The organism is Empedobacter sp. UBA7620, assembly GCF_002484185.1.
GTDB lineage: Bacteria > Bacteroidota > Bacteroidia > Flavobacteriales > Weeksellaceae > Empedobacter > Empedobacter falsenii_C.
In genome coordinates this window covers 1-24,152 of record NZ_DLJI01000041.1, presented here as the reverse complement: position 1 = coordinate 24,152, position 24,152 = coordinate 1, and the positions used below count along the sequence as shown (strand labels likewise).

21 protein-coding genes are annotated in these 24,152 nt (G+C 29.7%); 9 read left to right on the top strand and 12 right to left on the bottom strand.

Annotated features, from left to right (window positions below):
• Positions 1 to 69: 69 nt before the first annotated feature.
• The gene (locus B2217_RS10370) at positions 70 to 2,496 is read right to left on the bottom strand and encodes an outer membrane beta-barrel family protein (RefSeq protein ID WP_244957938.1); all 2,427 of its coding nucleotides are present in this window, start codon (positions 2,494 to 2,496) and stop codon (positions 70 to 72) included.
• Positions 2,497 to 2,732: 236 nt separating this feature from the next.
• Between B2217_RS10370 and B2217_RS10365 the strand changes: the two genes are divergently transcribed.
• A complete protein-coding gene (locus tag B2217_RS10365; protein WP_180904395.1) occupies positions 2,733 to 4,493 on the top strand; it encodes a VanW family protein in 1,761 nt (586 codons plus the stop codon).
• Here the strand turns inward: B2217_RS10365 and B2217_RS10360 are convergent.
• The 7 genes from B2217_RS10360 to pafA form a co-directional block, all read right to left on the bottom strand.
• A complete protein-coding gene (locus B2217_RS10360; protein WP_244957937.1) occupies positions 4,436 to 5,269 on the bottom strand; it encodes a sulfurtransferase in 834 nt (277 codons plus the stop codon). The two genes, B2217_RS10365 and B2217_RS10360, sit on opposite strands and share 58 nt — an antisense overlap.
• A 68-nt stretch (positions 5,270 to 5,337) precedes the next feature.
• Positions 5,338 to 5,775, bottom strand: a complete 438-nt coding sequence (locus B2217_RS10355; protein WP_180904393.1) for a copper resistance protein NlpE — start codon at positions 5,773 to 5,775, stop codon at positions 5,338 to 5,340.
• A 21-nt stretch (positions 5,776 to 5,796) separates the two neighbouring features.
• Positions 5,797 to 6,573: a hypothetical protein gene (locus B2217_RS10350; protein ID WP_180904392.1), complete on the bottom strand. Its 777-nt coding sequence runs from the start codon at positions 6,571 to 6,573 to the stop codon at positions 5,797 to 5,799.
• 69 nt (positions 6,574 to 6,642) lie between these two features.
• Entirely contained in the window at positions 6,643 to 7,812 is a 1,170-nt protein-coding gene (locus tag B2217_RS10345; RefSeq protein ID WP_221627905.1) for a porin, read from the bottom strand.
• A 55-nt stretch (positions 7,813 to 7,867) separates the two neighbouring features.
• Complete coding sequence (locus tag B2217_RS10340) at positions 7,868 to 8,929, bottom strand: linear amide C-N hydrolase (protein ID WP_180904391.1); 1,062 nt, start codon at positions 8,927 to 8,929, stop codon at positions 7,868 to 7,870.
• A gap of 83 nt (positions 8,930 to 9,012) precedes the next feature.
• On the bottom strand, positions 9,013 to 9,435 hold the full coding sequence (locus B2217_RS10335) for a transposase (protein WP_180904390.1): 423 nt from the start codon (positions 9,433 to 9,435) through the stop codon (positions 9,013 to 9,015).
• 266 nt (positions 9,436 to 9,701) lie between these two features.
• Positions 9,702 to 11,348 (bottom strand): alkaline phosphatase PafA, encoded by a 1,647-nt coding sequence (gene pafA, locus B2217_RS10330; RefSeq protein ID WP_180904389.1) that lies wholly within the window; start codon positions 11,346 to 11,348, stop codon positions 9,702 to 9,704.
• Between the two features lie 103 nt (positions 11,349 to 11,451).
• On the opposite strand from pafA, the gene B2217_RS10325 reads away from it, so the two are divergent.
• Positions 11,452 to 11,904, top strand: a complete 453-nt coding sequence (locus B2217_RS10325; protein WP_280045602.1) for an SRPBCC family protein — start codon at positions 11,452 to 11,454, stop codon at positions 11,902 to 11,904.
• 49 nt (positions 11,905 to 11,953) lie between these two features.
• Here B2217_RS10325 and B2217_RS10320 read toward each other — a convergent pair whose 3' ends face one another.
• Positions 11,954 to 12,160: a hypothetical protein gene (locus B2217_RS10320; RefSeq protein WP_038334195.1), complete on the bottom strand. Its 207-nt coding sequence runs from the start codon at positions 12,158 to 12,160 to the stop codon at positions 11,954 to 11,956.
• A gap of 136 nt (positions 12,161 to 12,296) precedes the next feature.
• Here B2217_RS10320 and fumC point away from each other — a divergent pair, with 136 nt between their 5' ends.
• The 3 genes from fumC to B2217_RS10305 all read left to right on the top strand — a co-directional run bounded on the left by fumC (position 12,297) and on the right by B2217_RS10305 (position 14,688).
• Positions 12,297 to 13,694 carry a class II fumarate hydratase gene (gene fumC, locus B2217_RS10315; RefSeq protein WP_180904387.1) on the top strand — a complete coding sequence of 466 codons (1,398 nt, stop codon included), beginning with the start codon at positions 12,297 to 12,299 and terminating at the stop codon, positions 13,692 to 13,694.
• Between the two features lie 128 nt (positions 13,695 to 13,822).
• The gene (locus B2217_RS10310) at positions 13,823 to 14,257 is read left to right on the top strand and encodes an antitoxin Xre/MbcA/ParS toxin-binding domain-containing protein (protein ID WP_038334185.1); all 435 of its coding nucleotides are present in this window, start codon (positions 13,823 to 13,825) and stop codon (positions 14,255 to 14,257) included.
• A 2-nt stretch (positions 14,258 to 14,259) separates the two neighbouring features.
• Positions 14,260 to 14,688 (top strand): RES family NAD+ phosphorylase, encoded by a 429-nt coding sequence (locus tag B2217_RS10305; protein ID WP_286494819.1) that lies wholly within the window; start codon positions 14,260 to 14,262, stop codon positions 14,686 to 14,688.
• Between the two features lie 60 nt (positions 14,689 to 14,748).
• Here the strand turns inward: B2217_RS10305 and B2217_RS10300 are convergent, their stop codons facing one another.
• The 3 genes from B2217_RS10300 to B2217_RS10290 form a co-directional block, all read right to left on the bottom strand.
• On the bottom strand, positions 14,749 to 17,151 hold the full coding sequence (locus B2217_RS10300) for a heavy metal translocating P-type ATPase (protein WP_280045605.1): 2,403 nt from the start codon (positions 17,149 to 17,151) through the stop codon (positions 14,749 to 14,751).
• Positions 17,152 to 17,253: 102 nt separating this feature from the next.
• Positions 17,254 to 18,576: a sensor histidine kinase gene (locus B2217_RS10295; protein ID WP_180904384.1), complete on the bottom strand. Its 1,323-nt coding sequence runs from the start codon at positions 18,574 to 18,576 to the stop codon at positions 17,254 to 17,256.
• Complete coding sequence (locus tag B2217_RS10290) at positions 18,576 to 19,922, bottom strand: sigma-54-dependent transcriptional regulator (protein WP_180906826.1); 1,347 nt, start codon at positions 19,920 to 19,922, stop codon at positions 18,576 to 18,578. The genes B2217_RS10295 and B2217_RS10290 overlap by 1 nt, the downstream gene beginning before the upstream one ends.
• Positions 19,923 to 20,113: 191 nt before the next feature.
• On the opposite strand from B2217_RS10290, the gene B2217_RS10285 reads away from it, so the two are divergent.
• The 4 genes from B2217_RS10285 to B2217_RS10270 all read left to right on the top strand — a co-directional run.
• Positions 20,114 to 21,355, top strand: a complete 1,242-nt coding sequence (locus B2217_RS10285) for an efflux RND transporter periplasmic adaptor subunit (protein ID WP_180904383.1) — start codon at positions 20,114 to 20,116, stop codon at positions 21,353 to 21,355.
• A 4-nt stretch (positions 21,356 to 21,359) separates the two neighbouring features.
• A complete protein-coding gene (locus tag B2217_RS10280) occupies positions 21,360 to 22,070 on the top strand; it encodes an ABC transporter ATP-binding protein (RefSeq protein ID WP_180904382.1) in 711 nt (236 codons plus the stop codon).
• A gap of 11 nt (positions 22,071 to 22,081) precedes the next feature.
• Positions 22,082 to 22,900 (top strand): GIN domain-containing protein, encoded by an 819-nt coding sequence (locus B2217_RS10275; RefSeq protein WP_180904381.1) that lies wholly within the window; start codon positions 22,082 to 22,084, stop codon positions 22,898 to 22,900.
• 22 nt (positions 22,901 to 22,922) lie between these two features.
• On the top strand, positions 22,923 to 24,152 hold a 1,230-nt coding region (locus B2217_RS10270; RefSeq protein WP_291122514.1), incomplete at its 3' end, for an ABC transporter permease.

Here is a 24,152-nt window from a genome sequence, read left to right as displayed (position 1 = left end):
TATATAATTTGATTTTTTAATAAACAAAAAAGACTGCAATTTGCAGTCTTTTTTCATGTCATTTATTTTTTATAATCTTGATTTTATTGTACTATTTGCTTCATCAATTTGTCTTGATTTTTTCAGTTTTTGATTTCCAAATTTGTATGATAAACTAACTGAAAATTCTCTGTTGTATTGGTTTTGCCAAACATTATTGAAACTTCCATTTTCTTGTTTACCATTTATTGTTGTGACATTTGTATTCAATAAATCATAAGCTTCGAACATCAAAGTCCAATTATTCCATATTTTTTTGATATTTACATCAAAACTATGTTGTTTTCCAAGTTTCCCTAGTTCGATTTCTAAAGGTGATAGATACCAATAATTAACACCTAAAAACCAATCTTTTTTCGAAGAAAGTCGTATTGTATTATCTAATTTAAAATAAATATTCGATGCTTGACGATCAACAACATAAGTCGAAAGTTTTTCTTCAAAACCAGGTTTTTGAATATAGGTAGGATCACTATCGACAATCCCTCTATATGCTTGATACATATAAATAAACATATAATTCGCAGACCAAATTCCGTTATAAAAACTCTTATTCATTCCAACCGAAAGGTTTAATGATTTTTTGTTTCCATAATTCATTCTAATGTAACGCAAAAACTCTGTTGTTTCACCTGTTTCAAGATTTTTTACTGTTCCTTGCAAAGGCAATTGACTTGTCGCATCGTCAATATATTCAAATTCTGCATTGAAAAAATAAGCGCTTTTATACAAATAATTTAACTCTTGTTTATAAAATTTAGAACTCATCATAAATGGATTGTTCTGAATATAATTTGTCTGAGTAAGGTAAACTCTTGATGGATTTAACTCCCAAAAAGCAGGTCTACGAACGCGACTCGAAAAAGAATAACTCACATTATGATCTTGATGAATCGCATAATTTAGAGATAAATAAGGTAAAATATTGTTGTAATCATTTTTAAATGAATTATTCTTCTCAAGAATATCACCAATCGTTTTTGTAATTTCTAATCGTGTTCCAATTTTCCCTGATAACTTTTCAGAAACTTGTTTTTCAAAAGTTAAATACAATCCAGCAATGTTTTCTTTGTATAAAAAATGATTACTCAAAATTTCATCTTTGATAAAATTATCGTTCACAAAACTCTCTTGTTTAGTATCATTATCCGTTTTTGTGAATGTATAACTTCCTCCAAATAACCATGTATTTTCTTTGTTAGTTTTTAGGGTATAATCTGCATTTGCACTAAAATTATTGATAATTTGAGGTACATTTTGTCTGAAGATTTCAACATTTTCATTATCTACAGGGATTGTTGTATTTGTACTTCTCATCTCTCGTTTATAATTAAGAAAAGAAGCATTTGTAACTAATTTACTTCCCAAACTATCCGTTCTTATTTCGTGATTTAAGTTGAACGAATGATTTCTTGTTTGAGCATTTTCGAGATTAATTGTTTGATTTTTAAATTCATGATTATAAAAATTATCTAACTTAAATTTTGAATCAAAACTCTTATTGTATCTAAAATTATAGGTTAAACCAATATTCTGATTTTTAGCTAATTCATAATCAAATCCTACATTTCCGCCAACATTCTTATTTGGATCATCTACAATTCCTCTCGATTCATTGATAAAATGAGCATTTCCATTCGATAAAATATTTTTCTCTCGAGATTTGTTATTTCCAATATAAATCCCAGAATTAATTGCCAATTTATCTTTTCTATAGTTTAAACCAGCATTCAATCTTTGACTATTAAAATAAGCCTGTTGATCTACAATTCTCACATTTCCATTCAAACCGTTTGTTGTCGTCGTTTTCATCACAATATTAATGACTCCAGTATTTGCTTCAACAGAAAATTCACTTCCAGGCGTTGTAATGACTTCAATTTTCTGAATATTTTCTGATGGTGTATTTTTCAACATTTCTATCACAGCTTCATTATCCATATTAGATTTTCGTCCGTTGATGTAAATAATAACGTCAGATTTATTCAGAATTTTAAGATTTTTCCCATCTGTAGAAGAAACTAAAGGCGTTTGTTTAAGCAGATTAAACGCGTCATTTCCTTTTGCAACAGGAGAATTTGAAACATCGAAAACAAATCGATCAGCTTTTTTCTGAAAAACTTTTTTAGCAATTACAACTTCTTTCAAATCAATATTTGGCATATTAATTTTGAATGATTTTGTTAATTCAGCATTAATTTCTATTTTTTCTTTATAAATCGTATCAAAATTTACCAAAATCGCAAAATCATACTTTCCAGCTTCAACTTGTTCAAAAACAAAATTTCCTTGTTCGTCTGTAACATTTGATAGTTCAGATTTTTCATTCAATAAAACAATTTCAGCTAAAGAAATAGGATTATTATCTTTTTCATTCAATACTTTACCTGAAAATTTTGTTTGCGCCATAACGGTGCAACTCAAGCATAATGCAGATATATAAAATAGATGTTTCATAGTGTTAATTTTATTATAGACGTTAATTCTTTTAAATAGTTACATGACAAAAACTATATTTTTATCAAAATTGTAATTTTATTCATCAAATAACTTTTACAAATCTATATAAAATATACTACTATGCAAAACAAAGTACTAAAATAAATTAAGATATTTAATAATCACTAATATTAATAATTATTGGAAGTCAAAATTTTTATAATTTTATAAATCAACAACCTAAATCTACTATTTTGAGTCAACCAGAACTTATAGAACAACATAGTTTTACGAAAAGTCTTATTTTTAAATTAAAATCTTCTGTTTTAATTGGTCTTCGTGGGCTGAAAAATATTCAAGATAATCCTACAAAATTTCAATTTGATTCAAAATTAATTGATCAACCGATTATTGCATTTTCTGAAAGTGAACTTTGGAATCCAAATGACACAAAAGAAAATTGGATTTTAACAGCTGGTAAAATTCAGAATCTTCGAATTGCTTCTCAAAAAATTAATGGTTTAGAAATTAAAGCCAACGAAACATTTAGCTTTTGGAAACATATTGGTAATCCAAATTATGGTCAAGGTTATGTGGTTGGTCGAGAAATAAAGGAAGGTTGCATTGTACCAACGATTGCTGGAGGTTTGTGCCAATTATCTAATGCGTTGTATGATGCGGCTTTGAACGCAAATTTCGAAATTATTGAGCGTCATAAACATACCAAAATCATACAAGGTTCGTTGGCGGAAAAGGATCGCGATGCGACTGTAAAATGGAATTATATTGATTTACGTTTTCGTTCGGCTTATGATTTTAGAATCGAAACTGAATTAACTTCTACTCATTTAATTGTTCGCTATAAAAGTCAAAATAAAGATTTAAAATTATCAGAAAATATTGATAGTAAATTGGCTTTCAATTTTTTAAATGATTGTTATTCGTGTGGAAACGATAGTTGTCATCAACATGAAGATCAATCACATAAAAATCAACATATTAAAACGACGACTTATATTTTGGATGAAAAATGGCCAGAATATGATGCATATATTTCGAAAAATATAAATGAGAATGATCGTTTTATATTTTCGATGAAAAAGAATTTTTTCGTCAAAACGAATCGCTATAATTGGAGTTTTTCTTCTCATAAAGATAGCAAGACAACTTTATTTTCTGGAATTTATAGAGCTTTGAAATTACGATTTTCCAAAAATAAAAATCCATTCGAACTATCATTACAACTAGATGAAAAAATAGCAAATTCTGCTTCAAAATTAATTCCAATCGAAAGTACTCATTTAGTTATTAGTCAAAATTTATTGCCCTTTATTTATAAAAAAGGAATGTTAGGAGGAAGAACTTTTGATGTTTTAATGACAAGATTACCTATTGAAACCTTGCACGAAAGATTGGATTATTCACATTTCATTTATCCAGAAAGTAAGACTTTGAAAGATTTTAGAGCAAATAAAAATTTAATTGATTTAGAAAATAATGCGTTAAACATAGCGCAAAGAATTATAAGTCCACATACAGATATTCAGAAAATGTTTCAACATAAAATTGTGAAACTTGATTGGAATATTGAACAAAATTTGAATCAAAAAACTGGGAATAAAATTCTTTTTCCTGCTTCTGCAGTTGGTAGAAAAGGAGCATATGAAATGCAAAAATTAGCGAAAGAACTCAATCTACAACTTGTAATTCTTGGGCGAAATCTCGAAATGAATAATTTTTGGCAAAATATACAAATTGAAAAATTTAGTGGAAATTATGATGAAATTGGCTTAATCATTTATCCAACAATTATCGAAAATCAACCACGTCAACCTATAAAAGCTGTTTCTTATGGAATTCCAATTATTACAACAACCGCTTGTGGTTTACAAGATAGTGAAAATGTAAAAGTTGTAAAATTAAATGATTATAATTCGTTGAAAAAAGAAGTCGAAAATTATCTTTCAATCGGTAAGTTTTCGTCAGCGCCCCATTCAGACCAAGAACCATCATAAACTTTTACCTCATCAAAACCGGCAATTGTTGAAGCTAAGGCTAGGATAGAAGCTGTAATTCCAGAACCGCATGAAAAAATATTTTCTTTAGATGAATCTGTAAATTTTTCGAAAATTGCTTTCAGTTCTTCTTTTGATTTATATGTTGTGTCAGTCAAAACATTTTCAAAAAATAAATTCTTAGAAGTTGGAATATGTCCGCTTCGTAAACCTTGTCTTGGCTCCGGAGAAGTGCCCTTGAAACGCCCTTCTGATCGAGCATCTATAATCATTTTCGAATCATCATTTATTGCATTTAACATAACTTGTGTGTCAGCAAACCAATTCGATTGAAAATCAGCAATAAAGTTACCTTTTACAGTAGGTTGAAAATAAGTAGAAGTTGTGTCAAAATTATTTTCTTGCCAAAGAGGCGATCCGCCATCTAAAACATATACTTCTTTGTGACCCATTGCTTTGAACATCCACCAAACTCTCGGACTCGAATAAACACCCCAACGATCATAACAAACAATGATAGAATCTTGATTAATGGCTAAATTTTGAGCTTCTTTTGTGAAAATTTCTTCATCAACAAGTGTATGAGGAAATTGCGAAGAATGATCAGAAAATTTCCCTTCCAAATCAAAGAAAAGAGAATTCGGAATTAATTTTAATTCTTGATCTTTTATTGATTGTCCAACTTTATCAATCGTGCAATCTAAAATAATTAAATTTTTAAGATGCAAATTATCTTGTAATTCTTGTGCTGATATGATTGGTGTATTGAAAGTCATTTCTAATTTATTTTTATAAAAGTAAAAAAACGCAACCATATTTGGCTACGTTTTCTTATTTATCTTACTTATTTTTTCTTTAACTGATAATTTTGTGCTAAAGCTCCAGTAATTTCATTTCCTTCTAAATCTAATTGGAATAAAATATTTTCTCCAACTTTATATCGTTTATATTCATCGTCTTTCGTTTTTAAAGAAATTGAATTACCATCATCAGTCCAAGTAATGTTACCTTGATTCTCAACCTTCAGATTTTTATCGATATATTCTTCTGTTAAGGTATATGTATTATCTTGATTTAAGGTTAATTCTGTTTTAATACCTTCACAATCAGCGCAAGGAATCACGCCTTCATAAGTTCCGTCCCAATCTAAAGCAGATTGAGAAGTTGAATCATCGATTTTTTGTGATGACTTATTTTCAGTAGCAGGAGTACTTTCAGTCTTTTTTTCGCAAGCTGTGAATAATATGCCAGTAAAAGCACATAATACAAATAATTTTTTCATAATATATTTATTTTAAGGTTATTATTTTAAGTTAAAGCCAACTTTTATCATTGGTCCAAACATATCCATATCATAAACAAAATTGGAATTATTACTTCCTTTTTCGTAGTCCATACTTATGATTTGATACCCCGCCATTGCGTAAAATAAATTAGAGAATTGATAACCAGCCAATCCTTCTAATTGCCAAGCTAATTTTGATCCAATTCCAAATCCTCCAATTTCTCCAGAAACATTATACAAAAACTTTTTGTTTGGTAAATTTCTTGTTCTTGCAACCAACATAGGATCTACCCACGTTTTAGAAATACTGCGATCTAGATGCATTGTTTGACCTGTTTTAGGATTGATCATATTTACATCAAATCCAGATTTAATATTTACAAGGTTCATACTAATTCCAGCTTCTAACCAAGGAGTTATTTTTCTCAATAAACCAACTTCAAAAGAGAATTGTTTTGCTGTTAATTTACCATCCAAAACTAAAGGATCTTTTTTAACATTTGCAGCTAAAGAAGCATAAATAATATCGGATGTAATTACCCAATCTTTGTTCTCAGCTTCGAAAGTTAACATTCCGGCAAATTTCAAATGCTCAAAAAAGTCTGACGGAGATTGACTTACATGTACATTCGGAAGTCGAGAAACACTCGCTTTTCCTTTCATATGAGGCAACATCATATTTGGCTCTACTTTGAAATGCCAAGAATTATCTGGTTGAATTGAGTCTTGAGCAAAAGTTTGAGTACTTGATGCTAATAGAATTAAAAATGTGCTTTTTTGAAAAAAGTTAAACATAATTTTTTAAGTTTCGTTTTATAAATTATTTCAAATAATAGAGAGAAAAGTTAAGTTAGTTATGGTTTATTATAGGTTAAGTTTCTTGTTAAATTGTCTAGATAAATCTAGTTTCATTCCCAATGTAAAAACACTTTGTTCTTTTTTACCAGCATAATTTTTACCAAAAGAGATGCGCTGTTCTGTATACAATTGTACATATTTCATCGGATAATATTCTAACCCGGTAATCAAATCACTTCGTCTGAATTTTTTATCAATACTAATATTTTCAACAGATTTTTTTGTTTCAAGAACATATAAATTATAACCTCCTAAAATTGAAAATTTATTTAGTTTATATTTCATAGCAGTTTCAAAACCTTTTGCATCAAAAACATAAGAAGGATTAATTGTATTTTCAGATTGATATGAAATAGGCGTAAAATCTCCATTTTGTTGTAAGATTCCAAGTAGACTAACATCAAATTGTTTACTCGTATATTTTGAACCAATTGAATAAAAAGTTGGATGTCCAGATAAACCTAAAATATGATTATCATCAATTAAGTTTTGAGCTATAAAAGCACGGTTAAATGCAGCTCCAATACTAATATTTTGATTTAATTCTAATTGAGCAGAAAAACCAAAACCATCAATAATTTTATCATCATTTCCACCTTTTGTTTGGATTTGAGCACCAAATTGAAAAGCTTTAATTTTATTTCTGTAAATTATTGATTGATCTGCTCGTCCTGTTCCTAGCAAACCTCCATCTGTTCCACCTGTAAAAGTTGCAGAAGCGCGTCCTCCAAATACATTAAAACGATCTGTATAAGCTGTAACATCTCGGTAAACACTCCATTGTTTACCAAATGTTATTTTACCATATTTAGACAAATCAATTCCTAAGTAACCTAAGCGATTACCAAAAACTTGTTGTTTTTGTTCTGAAACAATTGCCAAAAGATCACTATCTAGATTTCCATCAACATTAAACGACGAGTTTCCTTTGAACATATTTATTTGCAATTCAACACCAGCTACAAATGCAATATTTCCTTTTTTTAGATTAATTTCAATTCCAGCACGAGAGGCATTCTCTTGTAGCTCCATTACTTTATCATGCACAGCAAGATGACCTCTCAAACTAGTGTAAGGTCTTATCGAAATATCAATTGTATCATTCGATTGTTGAGCATTAACAATAAATCCAAATAATAGAAAGGCAGGTATAAAATGTTTGTTATTGGCAATCATATTGAATGTTGATTTAAAGCAATTTGGCAAAAAAAATATTGATTAATTTTTCGATCTAAATTCCAACAAATGTAAATGGTTTTGCATCACTAAAAAGTTGAGAAGTTTCGCCAGCATATGCTTCATTTTTACTTACGCTTAATCGTTTTGTTTTTGCATTTTTACTAAAATCAATTTTCTTTAAATCAACCCAAAATGTATTTGGAGTTTTTGTAGTTTCAAAGTAATAAACAAGATTTTTATGATCAGAAACTGATCTCCATCTTGTAGATGATATGTTAGGTTCTGCTTCTGAAGAAATTCCTAACGGAACCGATACATTTCTAATAACACTAAAAACACTTGCAATAGAAGTACGAGTATCAGCGGTTTGTGGAATCGCATTTATGTAATATGATGCTCTTACGTAACGATCAGCAGCTCTGTTAGTTCCTGGTAACATGATTGTTCCTGGAATTCCTTTCCAATATTGATTAATTGCTAATTGCTCATCAAAAACTGGAGAATTTGTCATTACTGTATAAGATGGATCGTGGTGTATTTTTAATTTACCATTTACATATTCGAAAATTGCATTGTCTCCATTTGCATCAGAAATTGAAAGATGTAAAGTTGTAAATTTTTGAGTACCTGGAATATAATCAGAAACAATTACAAATTTTTCTTTTCTCAAATCATCCACAGCTTCTTTTACTGTAGCATAATTATCTAAAACATATTGTGCCCAAGCTGCAATGGTAACACCTGGTTTTGTTCCTTTTGGATTAAATTGCGGATACTGACTTTCTACTAACCACAAAACATTTGCAACAAGTCCTTTTTCGTTCATGCCATCTGTTGTCGCAATATCCCAAGCACTTGCAATTACACTTCCGTATTTTGAAGTCCATTTTTCCGAAGCATTTCCGACATTACCAGATCGATCTAGACCTCTAGGAAAAACCCAAATATTTGCATCAATTTCATCTTTCCAATCCATAGAACGAGCTGTGATTACAGTATTTTCTGGACCTTTATAGACAACTCTTGTGCATGCATCTACTTGTGGAGATAATAAAAAAAATAGGTTGGTAGAGAATAATGTCAAAGTTAATTTACTTAAAAAAGTCTTTTTCATTATGATGTATTTAGATTGTTAAAATTATTAATTTAATTGGAGAAAATTATACTCTTTTACTAATATTGTGCAGAATATTAGAATTAATTGTATTTAATTATCCATTTATACAATGTTGTTTTTGGAATATTATAACGTTCTATAATTTCTCTCTTACTCATTTTTTCATTTTTAATCTGATCTAAAATAAAATCAATAACCTCTTTCGTGTAAATATTCTTTCTGAATTTTGGCAACGAATTATCATTTGTTTTTTTATTGGTTTTATTCGTTATAACAGGACTATACAACATGAGATGTTGAGAATATAATCTAAACAAATCATATTCTAATAACTTCGACCATCGAAGAAGTAAATCGGAATCTAAACTTGATTTGTTATACATTTCCTCAATTTGATCTTCTTGACATTTAAAGAAATTTAAGATTCTTCCAGTATCTATTTCTTTTACTTGAACAACATTCTTAATAAAACTACCAATATGTATTTCTCTAAAATTTTTCATGATCTTGTAATAATTACGTTCTATTACAAATCAACGAAAAATGTTGATTTATCCTTTAAAACAAATCCCTCATTAATCCCTCTTATTTATATTTTTTTCATTATCAATGATATAAATTCCTGATTTACTAAAATTACGTAATAGATGTTAATCGTTAATTTCTTTAATTCTAAAAAGTAAATAATTGAAATAGAATAAATAATAATTATAGTAACAAAAAAAACGCAACTAATTAAGTTGCGTTTTTAGAATTATCTTTTATAAGATTATTTTGGATTTGTAACCTCAGAAACTGGCTGACCAATATTTCCGTTTGGCTCTTCGATATGTAGCAAAGCTGCAACTGTAGGAGCGATGTCTGTCATAAATACACGGTTGTTGTTTTTACCATGTTTTATTCCCCAACCCATCAAAACAAATGGAATGTGAGCATCGTAAGAACCCCAAGTTCCGTGCGTTGTTCCACCAGAATTTTGTTTTCCTCCGTACCATTGTGGCTCTAAAATATAAGTGATAGCGCCGCTACGTTTACGATTATAACCATTGATCATGCGTTCTTTGATAATCGTAGGAATAGAAGCTTCTCCAATTTTGTCCATATCAGCAACAAAAGAAACAGCATCTACTTTTTGCATAAATTTTACGATTTCTTCTTTGATATCTTCTTCGTCTAATTTATTTTGTTCGATTGTTTGATAATTCAAATGAACCTGATAATTTGTCAATGAACGTACAATATCAGCAGCTTTGAATTTCTCTTGTAATTTAGCGTTCAATGCTTTTTTTACTTCTCCAGTTGGGAAATATCCAGCATTTCCTTTTTTATCTTGGAAATATTTTGGATTATGAGCTCCACCATGATCTGCAGTTAAGAAAACTAAATATTGTCCTTTTCCAACTTTTTGGTCTAAGTGATTAAATAATTGTTCCAAATCTTTATCTAAACGCAAATACGTATCCTCAGCTTCGATTGTATTTGGAGAAAATTGATGTCCAACATAATCAGTAGAAGAAAAACTAACTGCTAAGAAATCTGTAATTCCTTTCTCATTTTGACCTAATTTTTCGTTATCAATAATTTCAATCGCGATATCTTTTGTCAACGAATTTCCGAAAGGAGTAGAGCGAATCAAACCTAAACCATTGTCTTTTTTCAACGCTTTCAAATCATAAGGAAATTGCATTTTATCTAATCCTTTATAATTTTCGCGGTATGGATTTCCATCTTTTTCACTTTGTACATATGTATTAATCGGATAAAGTGTATTCCATTTGTCTAAATATTTTTCAGCAACTTTTTTATCATTGAATTTTTGTAACCATTTTGGTAATTCTTTCATATAAAATGTACTCGAAATCCAATTTCCAGATTCTCCATCAAACCAAAAAGCAGCATCAGCAAAATGTCCTGCAGGTAAAATTCCTCCACGATCTTTTAACGAAACTCCATATACTTTTGAACGAAAATTAGTTGCTAATTTTAATTGATCAGTAACTGTAGATGTCAACAAGTTTTTTGGAGACATTTTTCCAGCTTTTGAAGAAGTACCAACCCCATTTACAGCGTCATCTTGCGTACAATACATTTCTTGTCCTGTTGCTTGAATGATAAAATCGTTCCCAGCAATTCCATGAATAGCAGGTACAGAACCTGTATAAATAGAACTATGACCAATAGCTGTATAAGTAGGTATATAAGGAATATAGGTATTTTCGTTGCTAAAACCTTCGTTTAACATACGATTGAAACCTCCTGTAGAATATCTATCTTGGTAACGATATAAATAATCCCATCGCATTTGATCGACAACGATACCAACTACTAGTTTTGGACGGCTAACCTCTTGTTGCGCATATAGCGAAAGACCAGCAAATAATCCTAAAACACTTAAAAAAGTCTTATTAAATTTCATTTTAAAAATTTTACAATAGCAAATGTAACAATTAAATTTTGGGCTAAATTTAAATAATAATTAAAAAATTAGTAAATTAAACAAAATCATAAAAAAATAGAGTATGAGTGCAAAGCCTGTAGAAATAGTAGAAATTTTTGATGTTTCAATTGACAAAGTGTGGAATGCCTTAACAACAAAAGCTGCTTTTGATAAATGGTATTTTGATATTGAGAAGTTTGTTCCAGAAGTTGGATTTGAGTTTGAATTTTATGGCGGATCGTATTTACATCATTGTAAAATAGTAGAAGTAGAGCCGACTAAATTGTTAGCTTATACGTGGAAATATCCTGTCTACGAAGGAAATTCTATTGTTACATTTATTTTGGATGAATTAACAGATGAAATTGTTCCGCAAACAAAATTAACGCTGATTCATGAAGGAATTGAAACTTTTCCGCCTGATGATAAGAATTTTTCGCGCGAAAGTTTTGAAGCTGGTTGGACAGAAATTATCCGAATTAGTTTGAAAAATTATTTGGAAGGAAATTATGAAGAAGATTCGAAAGTAGAATAAATAAAAAAAGGAACTTCGTCAAGTTCCTTTTAATTTTTTTTACAGCTTATTATTTTTTGAATAATACTGTGATTCCTTCTTGATTTGGTAAAATCGGACGAGGATCTTCTGCTGTTACTATTCCAGCTTTTTCTTTTCTTAAATTCGCAACCCAAAATGGAATCCAAGAAATAGCCATCGTTGCAAAAAAGATGATACCCCAGAATCCGCATAAAGCGATTGTTAAGAATAATAAGAAACCTAAAAATTGAATCATGATTTTATTTTTATGTGATACAAACTTAGTAAATAAAATTTATAGAAATACTAACATTAATCACTTTTCTTTCATCAAACGATTTCTTAAATTTGTGAGATAAGTAAACAATATATAAATAATAAAAAATACCAAAATGGAATACAGAATTGAGAAAGACACCATGGGGGAAGTAAAAGTTCCTGCAGATAAATACTGGGGTGCTCAAACAGAACGTTCTCGTAACAACTTTAAAATTGGTCCTGCGGCTTCTATGCCTCACGAAATTGTAGAAGGTTTCGCTTATCTTAAGAAAGCTGCTGCTTATGCAAATGCTGAATTAGGTGTTTTACCAGTTGAAAAACGTGATGCTATTGCTGCTGTATGTGACGAAATTTTAGCAGGAAAATTAGATGATCAATTTCCTTTAGTAATTTGGCAAACAGGTTCAGGAACTCAATCTAATATGAATGTGAATGAAGTTGTTGCTAATCGTGCGCAAGTTTTAGCTGGATTCAAAATTGGAGAAGGTGAACCAGTTCTTAAAGCGAATGACGACGTTAACAAATCTCAATCTTCTAATGATACTTTCCCAACAGGTATGCACATTGCTGCTTACAAAGCAGTTGTTGAAGTAACAATTCCAGGTGTTGAGCAATTACGTGATACATTAGCTAAGAAAGCTGAAGAATTTAAATCTGTTGTAAAAATTGGTCGTACACACTTAATGGATGCAACGCCATTAACATTAGGTCAAGAGATTTCTGGATATGTAGCGCAATTAAATCACGGTTTAAAAGCTTTAAGAAATACACTAGAGCATTTATCTGAAGTTGCTTTAGGTGGAACTGCTGTAGGTACAGGTCTTAACACGCCAGAAGGATACGATGTTTTAGTTGCTAAATACATTGCTGAATTTACAGGTCATCCATTTGTAACAGCAGAAAATAAGTTCGAAGCATTAGCTGCTCACGATGCAATCGTAGAAACTCACGGAGCTTTGAAACAATTAGCTGTTTCATTAAACAAAATTGCAAATGACGTTCGTATGTTAGCTTCTGGACCTCGTTCAGGTATTGGAGAAATTATCATTCCAGAAAACGAACCAGGATCTTCTATCATGCCAGGTAAAGTAAATCCTACTCAATGTGAGGCGTTAACAATGGTTGCAGCTCAAGTTATGGGTAACGATGTTGCGATTACAATTGGAGGAACTCAAGGTCATTATGAATTGAATGTTTTCAAACCAGTTATGGCTGCAAACTTCTTACAATCTGCACGTTTATTAGGAGATGCTTGTGTGTCTTTTGATGAGCATTGTGCGCAAGGTATTGAGCCAAATTATGCTCGTATCAAAGAATTAGTTGATAATTCATTAATGTTAGTTACAGCACTTAATACGAAAATTGGTTACTACAAAGCTGCTGAAATTGCTCAAACAGCTCACAAAAACAACTCAACGTTAAAAGAAACTGCAATCGCATTAGGGTATGTAACTGCTGAAGAATTTGACGAATGGGTAAAACCAGAAGATATGGTTGGTTCTTTGAAATAAGAATTTTTAAATCATTATATAGGAAGAGGTTGCTTAGGCAACCTCTTTTTTTGTTAAATTTATTTAAATTTGAGAAAAAGTTCCTTTATTAAGTGGAAAAATTGTAACTTTAATAAAAGTTTAGAATTATGGCAACTGTTAAACTAAAAAAATACGAACAAATCATAAATGAAATCCCTGAAGTAAGAGATTTTACGAGTGTTTATTTTTACGTAAATCGTTATAATATTGATCAAAAATATATTCAATATCTTGATGAATTATCAACGTTAAAAGACGAAATAATCTCAAGTTGGTTAAATATCACAACGCGTACATACAGAAATTATAAAACGAAAGATGTTTCTCTAAAAGATAATACAAAAGAGCATATTGTTTTATTGATTTCTTTATACAAACACGGTTTGGAGGTTTTCAATACAAAAGATGATTTCGAGAAATGGTTAACGACGCCTAATGTTTTGTTAGATAAAAAATCGCCAGCAGATTTTCTTGATACAGTTTCAGGTCTGAAATTTATCGATAATCGTTTGACTGCGATAGAATACGGAGAAAACGTCTAACAATGTTAGTTTACAATATTCGTAAAGCGAGATATTCAAAATCATTACAAGCTTCTGGAGTTGCCAACAGATGGAATAAAAATGATGAATTTGTTATTTATGCAGGAAGTTCTCGCGCGCTTTCAACCTTAAAATTGGTGGTGCATAGAAGTTCTATTAGCATTGATAACTCGTACAAATTATTAGTGATAGAAATTGATTGCGAAGAAGATGAAATTTATGAAATTAAAAAGTCTAAATTACCTAAGAATTGGCAATCTGTAGAGGCTTATCCCGAGTTACAAGAGATTGGTTCTGCTTGGTATCAGGATTTTAAATATTTGGTTATCAAAGTTCCATCGTCAATCATTCCAAAAGAATATAATTATTTAATCAATACAAAACATCCTGATTTTTCTTCAAAGGTTAAAATCAAAGAATTAGAAGATTAAAATCGACTAAATATTTAGCCGATTTTTTTATGAATATTTTAAAGTTTTTTTAAATCTTTTTTAAATCTTTTTATACTTTAACAATAAACTATTTGTTACAACACTTACACTACTCAAAGCCATTGCAGCACCAGCAATCATAGGATCTAACAAAAATCCGTTAATTGGATAAAGCACTCCAGCAGCGATTGGAATTCCTATTACATTGTAAATAAATGCCCAAAATAAATTTTGATGAATTGTTTTGACAGTCTGCGTTGAAAGATTGATCGCATGATCGATTTTTGTCAAATCTCCTCCAATCAACGTAACTTCTGCCACATCAATCGCAATATCAGAACCATTACCCATTGCAATCGAAACATCTGCCTGAGCCAACGCTGCACTATCATTAATTCCATCACCAACCATTGCGACAACTTTTCCTTTTTGTTGCAAATCTTTGATAATATTCATTTTATCATTTGGCAAAGCATTTGCGACAACTTGATCAATTCCGACTTGTTTAGCAATCGCATTTGCCGAGAATTCGTTGTCACCAGTTACCATCCAAACTTCAATTCCTTTTTCATGAAAAGCTTTAATAGCTTCAACAGATGTTGTTTTTATTTCATCAGAAATTCCAATTAATCCCAAAACTTTTTCATCATTTCCAAAGAAAGAAGTGGTATAATTTTTAGTCGCAAAATCTTGAATAGCTTGTTTTACATTTTCATCAATTTGAATATTTAATTCAGTAATCCAACTTGTTTTTCCAACATAATAAGTGTCATTTAAAATATTAGCTTTCAATCCTTTTCCAGATATATCTTCAATTTTTAGTTCAGGTAAAATATCTTGTTTTCCAATATGTTCTGTAATCGCTTTTGCCAAAGGATGTTGCGAATTATTTTCGATTATATAAAGCACATTTTTAGCAGAATCATCAAACCAAATCAATTCTTGAACTTTCGGTTTTCCTTCGGTAATTGTTCCTGTTTTATCTAAAATAATTGTATCAATTTTCTTTGCTAATTCTAAACTTTCGGCATTTTTGATCAAAATTCCTTGTTCAGCACCTTTTCCCATTCCAACCATAATTGCAGTTGGGGTTGCTAAACCAAGCGCACAAGGACAAGCAATAACCAAAACGGTAATCATCGATAAAAGCGCCATTGTAAAAGCATTTTCTTGACCTACAACTAACCAAGTAATGAACGTTAGAATTGCAATAATAATTACAATCGGGACAAAAACACCTGCAATTTTGTCTACCAATTGTTGAACTGGCGCTTTACTTCCTTGTGCATTTTTAACCGATTGAATAATTTGAGCCAAAAGTGTATCATTCCCTACTTTCAAGGCTTTATATTGAATAGGAGAGTTTTGGTTTAAAGTTCCTGAAAAAACATTCGCATCAATTCCTTTTTCGACTGGAATTGGTTCTCCTGTCAATGAACTTTCATCGATAAAAGATTCTCCCGAAACAATAATTCCATCAACCGCAATTTTATCTCCAGGTTTTGCAACAATCAAATCACCAATTTGTACATCTTCAATTTTCACTTCAACCTGATTTCCATCTATTACAACTAATACAGTATTAGGTTGTAATCCGATTAATTTCTTGATCGCTTCGGAAGTATTTCCTTTCGCACGTTCTTCCATCAATTTACCAATCAAGATAAAAACGATGATTAAACCAGCAGCTTCAAAATAAGGATGCGCGTGCAAACCTTTGCTGTGCCAATATTCTGGAAATAATGTATTGAAAACACTAAAAATATAAGCAACACTAGTGCTTAGCGCGACTAAAGTGTCCATATTAGCCGATTTATTTTTCAATTGTTTCCAAGCACCTACGAAAAATTGTTGTCCAAAAATGAAAAGAATTGGCGTAGAAAATGCCCACATAATGTAATTTCCGTAAGGCATATCCATAAAAAACATTCCAACAATAAATAAAGGAACTCCAAAAATTAAAGCCCAAATTACTCTATTTTTCAGCGTTTTGTATTTTTCTTCGTGAAGTTGTTCTATTTCTTCATCTTGATTTTTAGACTCATCAATCACCAAATCATATCCAACTTCTACTAAAGCATTTTTCAAATTTTCTGGAGAAACAAGAGTAGGAATATACTCGATTTTTCCCATTCCATTTCCATAATTCACTTCTGCATTTACGACACCCAATTGACGATTAAGATTCGCTTGAGAACTACTCGCACACGAAGCACACGTCATATTGAGAACGGGATAAGATTTTTCGACAGAATCTATTTTGAAGTTATTTTGCTTTAAAGTTTCATAGATTTTAGGGGAAACTTTCCATAATTTTTTTGCCGAAACGTTAATCGTTTTAGCATCTAAATTCACAGTATATTCATCAAGATTTTCTATTTCAGAAAGTAATTTATTGATGAGTTCAACATCTTTTTCTGAATTCAAATTGATAATCGGTATAGTAAGTGTTTGTGCATTCATAACAGTAATTTTCTAGGACAAATTTCCAAAGATTATGGCGAGAAAGTATTATATAATTAGAAGTTAAAGTTACACTTTTTACCAATTGTTCAGCTTCTTCAGTTACTTTAAAATTATATTAAAACGTTTTACACCATCATTTTGTTGATAATACAAATAACCTTTGTGCGCTTCTATAATGTTTTTGGAAAGTGTTAAGCCAATTCCTGCACCATCTTTTCGAGTTGTATAAAAAGGTAAAAATATTTTGGAAATGATTTCTTCATCAATCAATTGTCCAGAATCTTGAATAATAATTTGCAATCGATTATCAGTTTGTTTCGATGAAATTTCAATAGATTTAGTTTCTACATTTTCTAATGAATAAATCGCATTTTTGATTAAGTTAATCAAAACTTGTTCAAATAAGATACGATCAATTTCAACTTCAATATTTTGTGGAATTAAATTCTGAAAAACAATATTTTTTTGATGAAATTCAGCCGAAAAAGATTGTTCAATTCCTTGGACAATTTCATATAAATTTTGAGTTGATTTAACAGGGTTTGGTAACATGGTCAATTGGCGATATTGCTCTACAAATGTCTGTAAATGCTGACTTCTATTCATAATTGTGTCTAAACTCAAACGAATATCATCATAATCATTCTTATCTAAATTGTCAGTTTCAAAATAAGTTTTTGTGGTATTTGCTAATGAATAAATCGGCGTCAAAGAATTGATAATTTCATGCGCAATGACTTTCATAATATTCATCCAAGCCTCTTTTTCAGTGGAATCAATCACACGTTGAATCGAATCGATAAAAATAATCGCATATTCATCATGCGCAATCAACGTTTTTGTGTTCTGAATCAGATAAGTTTGTCGCTCTTCATCATTAATTTGTATGTCAATTGTACTTTTAAAATCATCAAATTCTTTATTTTCTAAAGTTTCACAAAACTGTGGAATCAATTTTTTTAGATAATTCCACGAACTTGATTTTGGAACGCTAAATATTAGTTGAAAATGATGATTGATAAATATAATTTTTCGATCATTTTCTTCTTTTTTAAGAATCAAAAAACCAAACGGAACGGCATTCAATAATTGATGATAAATGATTTCTTTAGACGAATTTAAAACGTGTTCTTCTTTAATTTTATGATATAATTTTAATGCAGAATTGTCTTTTTTATATTGATTTTGATTAATATTTAAGCTAAAGTCATTGTACAATAAAGCATCTATAATTTTCTGATTTTTAGAAAGATAATTTTTAGAAAAATGAATTATTTCCGTAATCGAAACAATTGTAATAATACATACAAATGTAAATGAAAACCAATAATTTTTGATTCCAATAAAAGCCAACATAAACAAAACAAATGCTAAAAAAAGTATTCTGAATACTAACTGAAAAATAAGAGAATTGCGTTTCATTATTTATAATTCGTAATGTTATATTTTTCTAATTTTCGATATAAAGCAGCACGAGAAACACCTAAATTTTCGGCTGTTTTACTAATATTTCCTTCAAAAAAATGTAAACGTTCTACAATTTTATTTCGCTCTATTTCGTTCAAATTATTTGAATTATCTGTAATTTTTTGAGGAATAAATGTTGTGAAACCTAAATTTTCAATCGTAATTTCATTTTCTTCAGCCAAAATAACCGCACGTTCAATTCTATTTTGCAATTCTCGAATGTTTCCGTTCCAATCGTAGTTTTCTAATTGATACAAAATTTGTTCATTAATAACTGGTTTTTCGACCTCATATTTATCAGCATAAAGTTCTAAAAAATAATCAATCAAAGGTTTAATATCTTCTTTTCGTTCACTAAGATTCGGCATTGTAACCGAAATTGTATTGATTCGATAATATAAATCTTCTCTAAAATGACCTTCTTTTACTGAATTTTCAAGATTCACATTCGTAGCAACAATTATACGAACATCAACTTTTCTTGGTGAACTTTCTCCCAAACGAATAATTTCTTTATTCTGAATGACTTGCAAAAGTTTTGCTTGCAAATGATTTGGTAAATTTCCAATTTCATCTAAAAAAATCGTTCCATTATTTGCAGCTTCAAATCGACCAATTGTATCTTCTTTCGCATCGGTAAACGCACCTTTTTTATATCCAAACAACTCACTTTCAAATAAATTCTCATTCAAAGAACCTAAATCAACATGAATAAATTTTTCATTATTTCGAGTAGAATTTTCGTGAATTGATTTTGCCAAAATTGATTTACCTGTTCCATTTTCACCTAAAATTAAGATTGTTGCATCAGTTTTTGCAATTTTATTGGTGATTTTATACACTTTTTCGATACTCGGAGAATTTCCATAAAAAAACTTATTTTCTTTCGATTCTTTTATTTGCTTCGATTTTCTACGCTGTTTTATCTCTTCTTTTATAAGATCAACCAACTTATCATTATCCCAAGGTTTTAAAATATAATCAATCGCACCCAATTTTAAACCTTCAACTGCAGTTTCTACACTTCCATAGGAAGTCATCAAAATTACTTTCGTTTTTGGTTGCGCATGTTGAATCTCTTTCAGCCAAAAAATTCCTTCTTTTCCATCTTCATAACCTGTTCTAAAATTCATGTCCATTAAAACAACATCAATTTCATTTTCTACCAAGATTTGTGGAATCTTTTTAGGATCAGAACAAGTGATAATAGTTTCGAATTGACGTTTCAAAAGTAGACGACTTGCAATTAATATTTCTTCTTGATCGTCTAAAATCAGTATAGTGGCTAAAGTTTTCTTCATATTCAGTTTTGTCATGTGTCCGTTTCTGAACAAATAAGTGTTCGCTTTCGGACAGTCTATTTTTTATATAATTTTTTAAAAGAATTGATTTCAACGCTTTAAGAAATTATAAATTTTAGGCACATTTATTACGTATTGATAATTAGTAAAATAACCATAAATAAACGGCTGTTTGGTAAATTTAATAAATAATGGATACGAAAATCAATCAAAAAAATAAAAAATATAAACGCCTCGGAATAATTGCTGCAACGACCATTATTTTAGGTGGTTCGAGTTTTTATTTGATGAATCCACCGCGAACTTTAACTGTAAGTGCAAATGAATTGATGATAAAAGACGTTTCTGAAGATTATTTTGAAGATTTTGTTGTTTTTCAGGCACAAATAGAACCAATTAATTCAATCTTTATCAATGTGATAGAAGGTGGTTCTGTTCAAGAAATATTTGTAGAAAATGGAGAAATGGTCACAAAAGGTTTGCCAATTGCACGATTATACAATCCGAATACGGAACTTAATTTTTTGACACAAGAAACGGCAATTATCGAGCAAATGAATCAATTAAATGTTGCAAAATTATCTATTCGGAATCAAGAATTGGATCTATCAAAGGATTTTGTAGGAATTGAACACGATTTTAATCAATCAAAATTAGATTATGAATTGAACCAAAAACTGTATGATAGGGAAGTGTTAGCGAAAAATGAATGGGAAAATACAAAGGAAAAAATGCGCTACCAGCAAGAACGAAAAGCAATTATTCAGAAAAGTTTGGTTAAGGAACGTGAATCAAATTCGATTCAATTAAAACAAATTAATGAAGCTTTATCTATCATGCAAAAAAGTTTGGTAACACTTCGAAAAAACAAACAAAATTTTTTGGTTCTAGCGCCTGAAACTGGTCGTTTAAGCTCTTTTGAAGCGACATTAGGACAATCAATAGAAGCAGGAAAAAGTATTGGAAAAGTGGATATTCTAAGCGGATATAAATTAGTTGCAATGGTAGATGAATATTATTTGGATCGAATACAGGAAAATCAATATGGACAAATCGAAATTAAAGGAAAAATCATAAAAGTAAAAGTGACTAAGATTTCTCCAGAAATAAAAAGTGGAAAATTTAAAACAGAATTAGAATTTATTGATAAAATTCCTGAAAATTTACAAGAAGGTTTATCCGTAGGAGTAAAGTTGATTTTATCCGAAAAAGAAAAGAAATTAGTTATTCCGAAAGGATCCTTTTATACAACGACACAAGGGAAGTGGATTTTTGTTATCAATAACGATAAAGCAATACGTAGAAAAATTGAATTAGGTAGAGAAAATCCGAGTGTTTACGAAGTGATTTCAGGATTAAAAACAAATGAAAAAGTAATTATTTCGAATTACGAAGATTATAAAGAAGTACAAGAATTAACAATAAAAAAATAACATCATGATTAAAATAGAAAACTTATCAAAAATATTTATTACAGAAGATGTTCAAACAAAAGCTTTGAATGGGATTAATTTAACAATCAATTCTGGAGAATTTATTTCCATCATGGGACCTTCGGGTTGTGGAAAATCTACATTATTGAATATTATTGGATTATTGGATTCTTTCAATGGAGGAAGTTATGCGTTGAATAATCTTGAAATGTCTAATGCAAACGAATCGAAACGTTCTCAAGTTAGAAAAGAAAATATAGGATTTATTTTCCAAAATTTCAACTTAATTGATGAATTATCAGTTTATGATAACATCGAATTGCCTTTGATTTATTCTAAAGTTTCGAGCTCAGAACGAAAAAAACGAGTACAAGAAATTGCAGAAAAATTAAATATTGTTCATCGTTTACAACATTATCCACAGCAACTTTCTGGTGGTCAACAACAACGTGTTGCAGTTGCAAGAGCCTTGGTGATTAATCCTAAAATAATTTTGGCTGATGAACCAACAGGAAATTTGGATAGTATCAATGGAAATGAAGTGATGGAGCTTTTGACCGATTTACATGCGCAAGGTTCTACAATTTTGATGGTAACGCATTCAGCTCATGACGCGGCTTATTCTGATAAAATTATTACCATGAAAGATGGTGAAATTCTTTCTGAAAAAATGAATCAGAAAAATGTAAATGTTTTTGAGAAAACTAAAATTTAAATTGACAAACCATGAAAAATTATATTCTTCTATTGTTCAATTTGACAACAATCTTATTGAATGCTCAAGTTACAGAATCAAGAAATATTGAAAATTTTAACGAAATTATAGGTAAATCAGGCGTAAATATCAATTATTATAACTCAGATTCTCCAAAAGTAATTGTCGAGACAGATAAAAAAGAAAATTTAAATTACATTATTACAAGTACAAAAAATAATGTTTTAGAAGTTTATATAGATACTAAAAACCAACCAAATGTTACAATTTCAAAGATTGATATAAGTGTTTATGGTATAGCTTTAGAAAAGATTTCGATGACTTCTGGCTCAAAAATTTCGTTTGAAGATAATTTTAAATCAAATGTATTGAGAATTAAAGAAACTTCAGGAGCACAAATCGTTTTTAAATCTCTAAAAACCGATCATTTAGAGATTGATTTGTCGTCTGGTGCTCAATTGAATGGAAATATCACCTCTAAAACTATAACTTCTAAAATGAGTTCTGGATCTATTTGGGAATCAAAAATCAATTCAGAAAATACAACGATTAATATCTCAAATGGAGCAATAGTTTCTTTAAAAGGAGAAACTAAACAATTAGATATAAAGGCGACAAGTGGATCCATTTCAGACTTGAAAAAACTGAATGCAACAAGAGCAAATTTGATAGCAAATAATGCTTCTTCAATTACAAGTTGGGTTTCAGAAAAACTTTTAGTAGATGCAAATACGGCTAGTAAAATTACGATAAAAGGTTTACCAACTGATATAACAATTCAGCGTGATAAGCTTTCTAAAGTTTTGAATGAAAATGGTGATTCTTATTAATTCGAAAAAAATAATATAATCGATGCTAAAAAATTGGTTTAAAATATATTTAAGAAATACGATCAAGAACAAAGGGTTTACATTTCTTACAATTCTTGGTTTAGCTATCGGAATTGCTGGTGTTATTTTTTCGACTTTATATTGGAAAGATGAAACGAGTTACGATAAATGGAATCCAAATATTGATCGCGTATTTGAAACATTAACTGTATTTCAAAAAGGTGGTGAAACTTGGCCTACAAGTGTTGAACCTTTGCCTCGTTACTTAAAAGAAAAATCAGATAAGATAGAAAGTTATTGCTGGTTTGAAGGTTGGTATGGACAAGAAACTTTTTACGTAGATAATAAAAAAGTTTATGTTACTGGAATTACTAGTACAGATCAGAATTTTTTTGATTTTATTCCATTCAAGTTTGTAAAAGGAAGTGTAGATGATTTTCGAAAAAATAGATATGGTGTTGCATTAGAAGAAAAAGAAGCAGCTAAAATTTTTGGTACTGAAAATCCTGTTGGAAAAACTTTGACAACTTTTGATGGTAGAAAAATGCCTATTTATGGAGTTTTTAAAACAAACAAGTATACTAGTTTTCAACCTAAAATGGTTATTTCAAATATCTATACGCGTTTAGAAGACACAAAAGATCAATGGGGTAATTATGGTTCTGGATTATTTATCAAATTAAAAAATACTGCTGATAAAGAAGAAGTTGAAAAATTAGGAACACAACTTTTTTATGAAAATAATACTTTAAAAAATGCAAAAAACGAAGGGATACCTGTAAAAGAATTTGTAAAGATTTATGAACCAGTAACAGTAAAGTTTCAATCATTAAACGACTCAAGATTAAATGCAAAATTTTCTCGATTACCAGAAGGAATGGGAAACAAACTATTCTTACAAATCAATTTAGGGTTATCTTATTTAATCTTAATCTTATCGATTATCAATTATATAAATCTTTCGACTGCACAAGCAATTAGAAGAGCGAAAGAAGTTGGAATAAGAAAAGTTGTTGGTGCTACAAAAAGAAATATTGTTTTACAATTTATCATAGAAACTACAATAACTACAGTTTTGTCATTTATTGTTGCATTAGCTTTTGTTGAAGTTTTTTTGCCTACATATAATCAATTAATTGATAAAAATTTAGAATTGTATATTACTTCGTTTATTCCATATTTGATTGTAATTTTTGTAATCGTAGTTGTTATTGCTGGAATTTTTCCTGCTATTTATGTTTCAAATTTTAAA

Coding starts and splice junctions, on each gene's coding strand:
- B2217_RS10370 (WP_244957938.1), bottom strand. CDS start 2,496: ATGAAACATCTATTTTATATATCTGCATTATGCTTGAGTTGCACCGTT.
- B2217_RS10360 (WP_244957937.1), bottom strand. CDS start 5,269: ATGACTTTCAATACACCAATCATATCAGCACAAGAATTACAAGATAAT.
- B2217_RS10355 (WP_180904393.1), bottom strand. CDS start 5,775: ATGAAAAAATTATTTGTATTATGTGCTTTTACTGGCATATTATTCACA.
- B2217_RS10350 (WP_180904392.1), bottom strand. CDS start 6,573: ATGTTTAACTTTTTTCAAAAAAGCACATTTTTAATTCTATTAGCATCA.
- B2217_RS10345 (WP_221627905.1), bottom strand. CDS start 7,812: ATGATTGCCAATAACAAACATTTTATACCTGCCTTTCTATTATTTGGA.
- B2217_RS10340 (WP_180904391.1), bottom strand. CDS start 8,929: ATGAAAAAGACTTTTTTAAGTAAATTAACTTTGACATTATTCTCTACC.
- B2217_RS10335 (WP_180904390.1), bottom strand. CDS start 9,435: ATGAAAAATTTTAGAGAAATACATATTGGTAGTTTTATTAAGAATGTT.
- pafA (WP_180904389.1), bottom strand. CDS start 11,348: ATGAAATTTAATAAGACTTTTTTAAGTGTTTTAGGATTATTTGCTGGT.
- B2217_RS10325 (WP_280045602.1), top strand. CDS start 11,452: ATGAGTGCAAAGCCTGTAGAAATAGTAGAAATTTTTGATGTTTCAATT.
- B2217_RS10320 (WP_038334195.1), bottom strand. CDS start 12,160: ATGATTCAATTTTTAGGTTTCTTATTATTCTTAACAATCGCTTTATGC.
- fumC (WP_180904387.1), top strand. CDS start 12,297: ATGGAATACAGAATTGAGAAAGACACCATGGGGGAAGTAAAAGTTCCT.
- B2217_RS10310 (WP_038334185.1), top strand. CDS start 13,823: ATGGCAACTGTTAAACTAAAAAAATACGAACAAATCATAAATGAAATC.
- B2217_RS10305 (WP_286494819.1), top strand. CDS start 14,260: ATGTTAGTTTACAATATTCGTAAAGCGAGATATTCAAAATCATTACAA.
- B2217_RS10300 (WP_280045605.1), bottom strand. CDS start 17,151: ATGAATGCACAAACACTTACTATACCGATTATCAATTTGAATTCAGAA.
- B2217_RS10295 (WP_180904384.1), bottom strand. CDS start 18,576: ATGAAACGCAATTCTCTTATTTTTCAGTTAGTATTCAGAATACTTTTT.
- B2217_RS10290 (WP_180906826.1), bottom strand. CDS start 19,922: ATGAAGAAAACTTTAGCCACTATACTGATTTTAGACGATCAAGAAGAA.
- B2217_RS10285 (WP_180904383.1), top strand. CDS start 20,114: ATGGATACGAAAATCAATCAAAAAAATAAAAAATATAAACGCCTCGGA.
- B2217_RS10280 (WP_180904382.1), top strand. CDS start 21,360: ATGATTAAAATAGAAAACTTATCAAAAATATTTATTACAGAAGATGTT.
- B2217_RS10275 (WP_180904381.1), top strand. CDS start 22,082: ATGAAAAATTATATTCTTCTATTGTTCAATTTGACAACAATCTTATTG.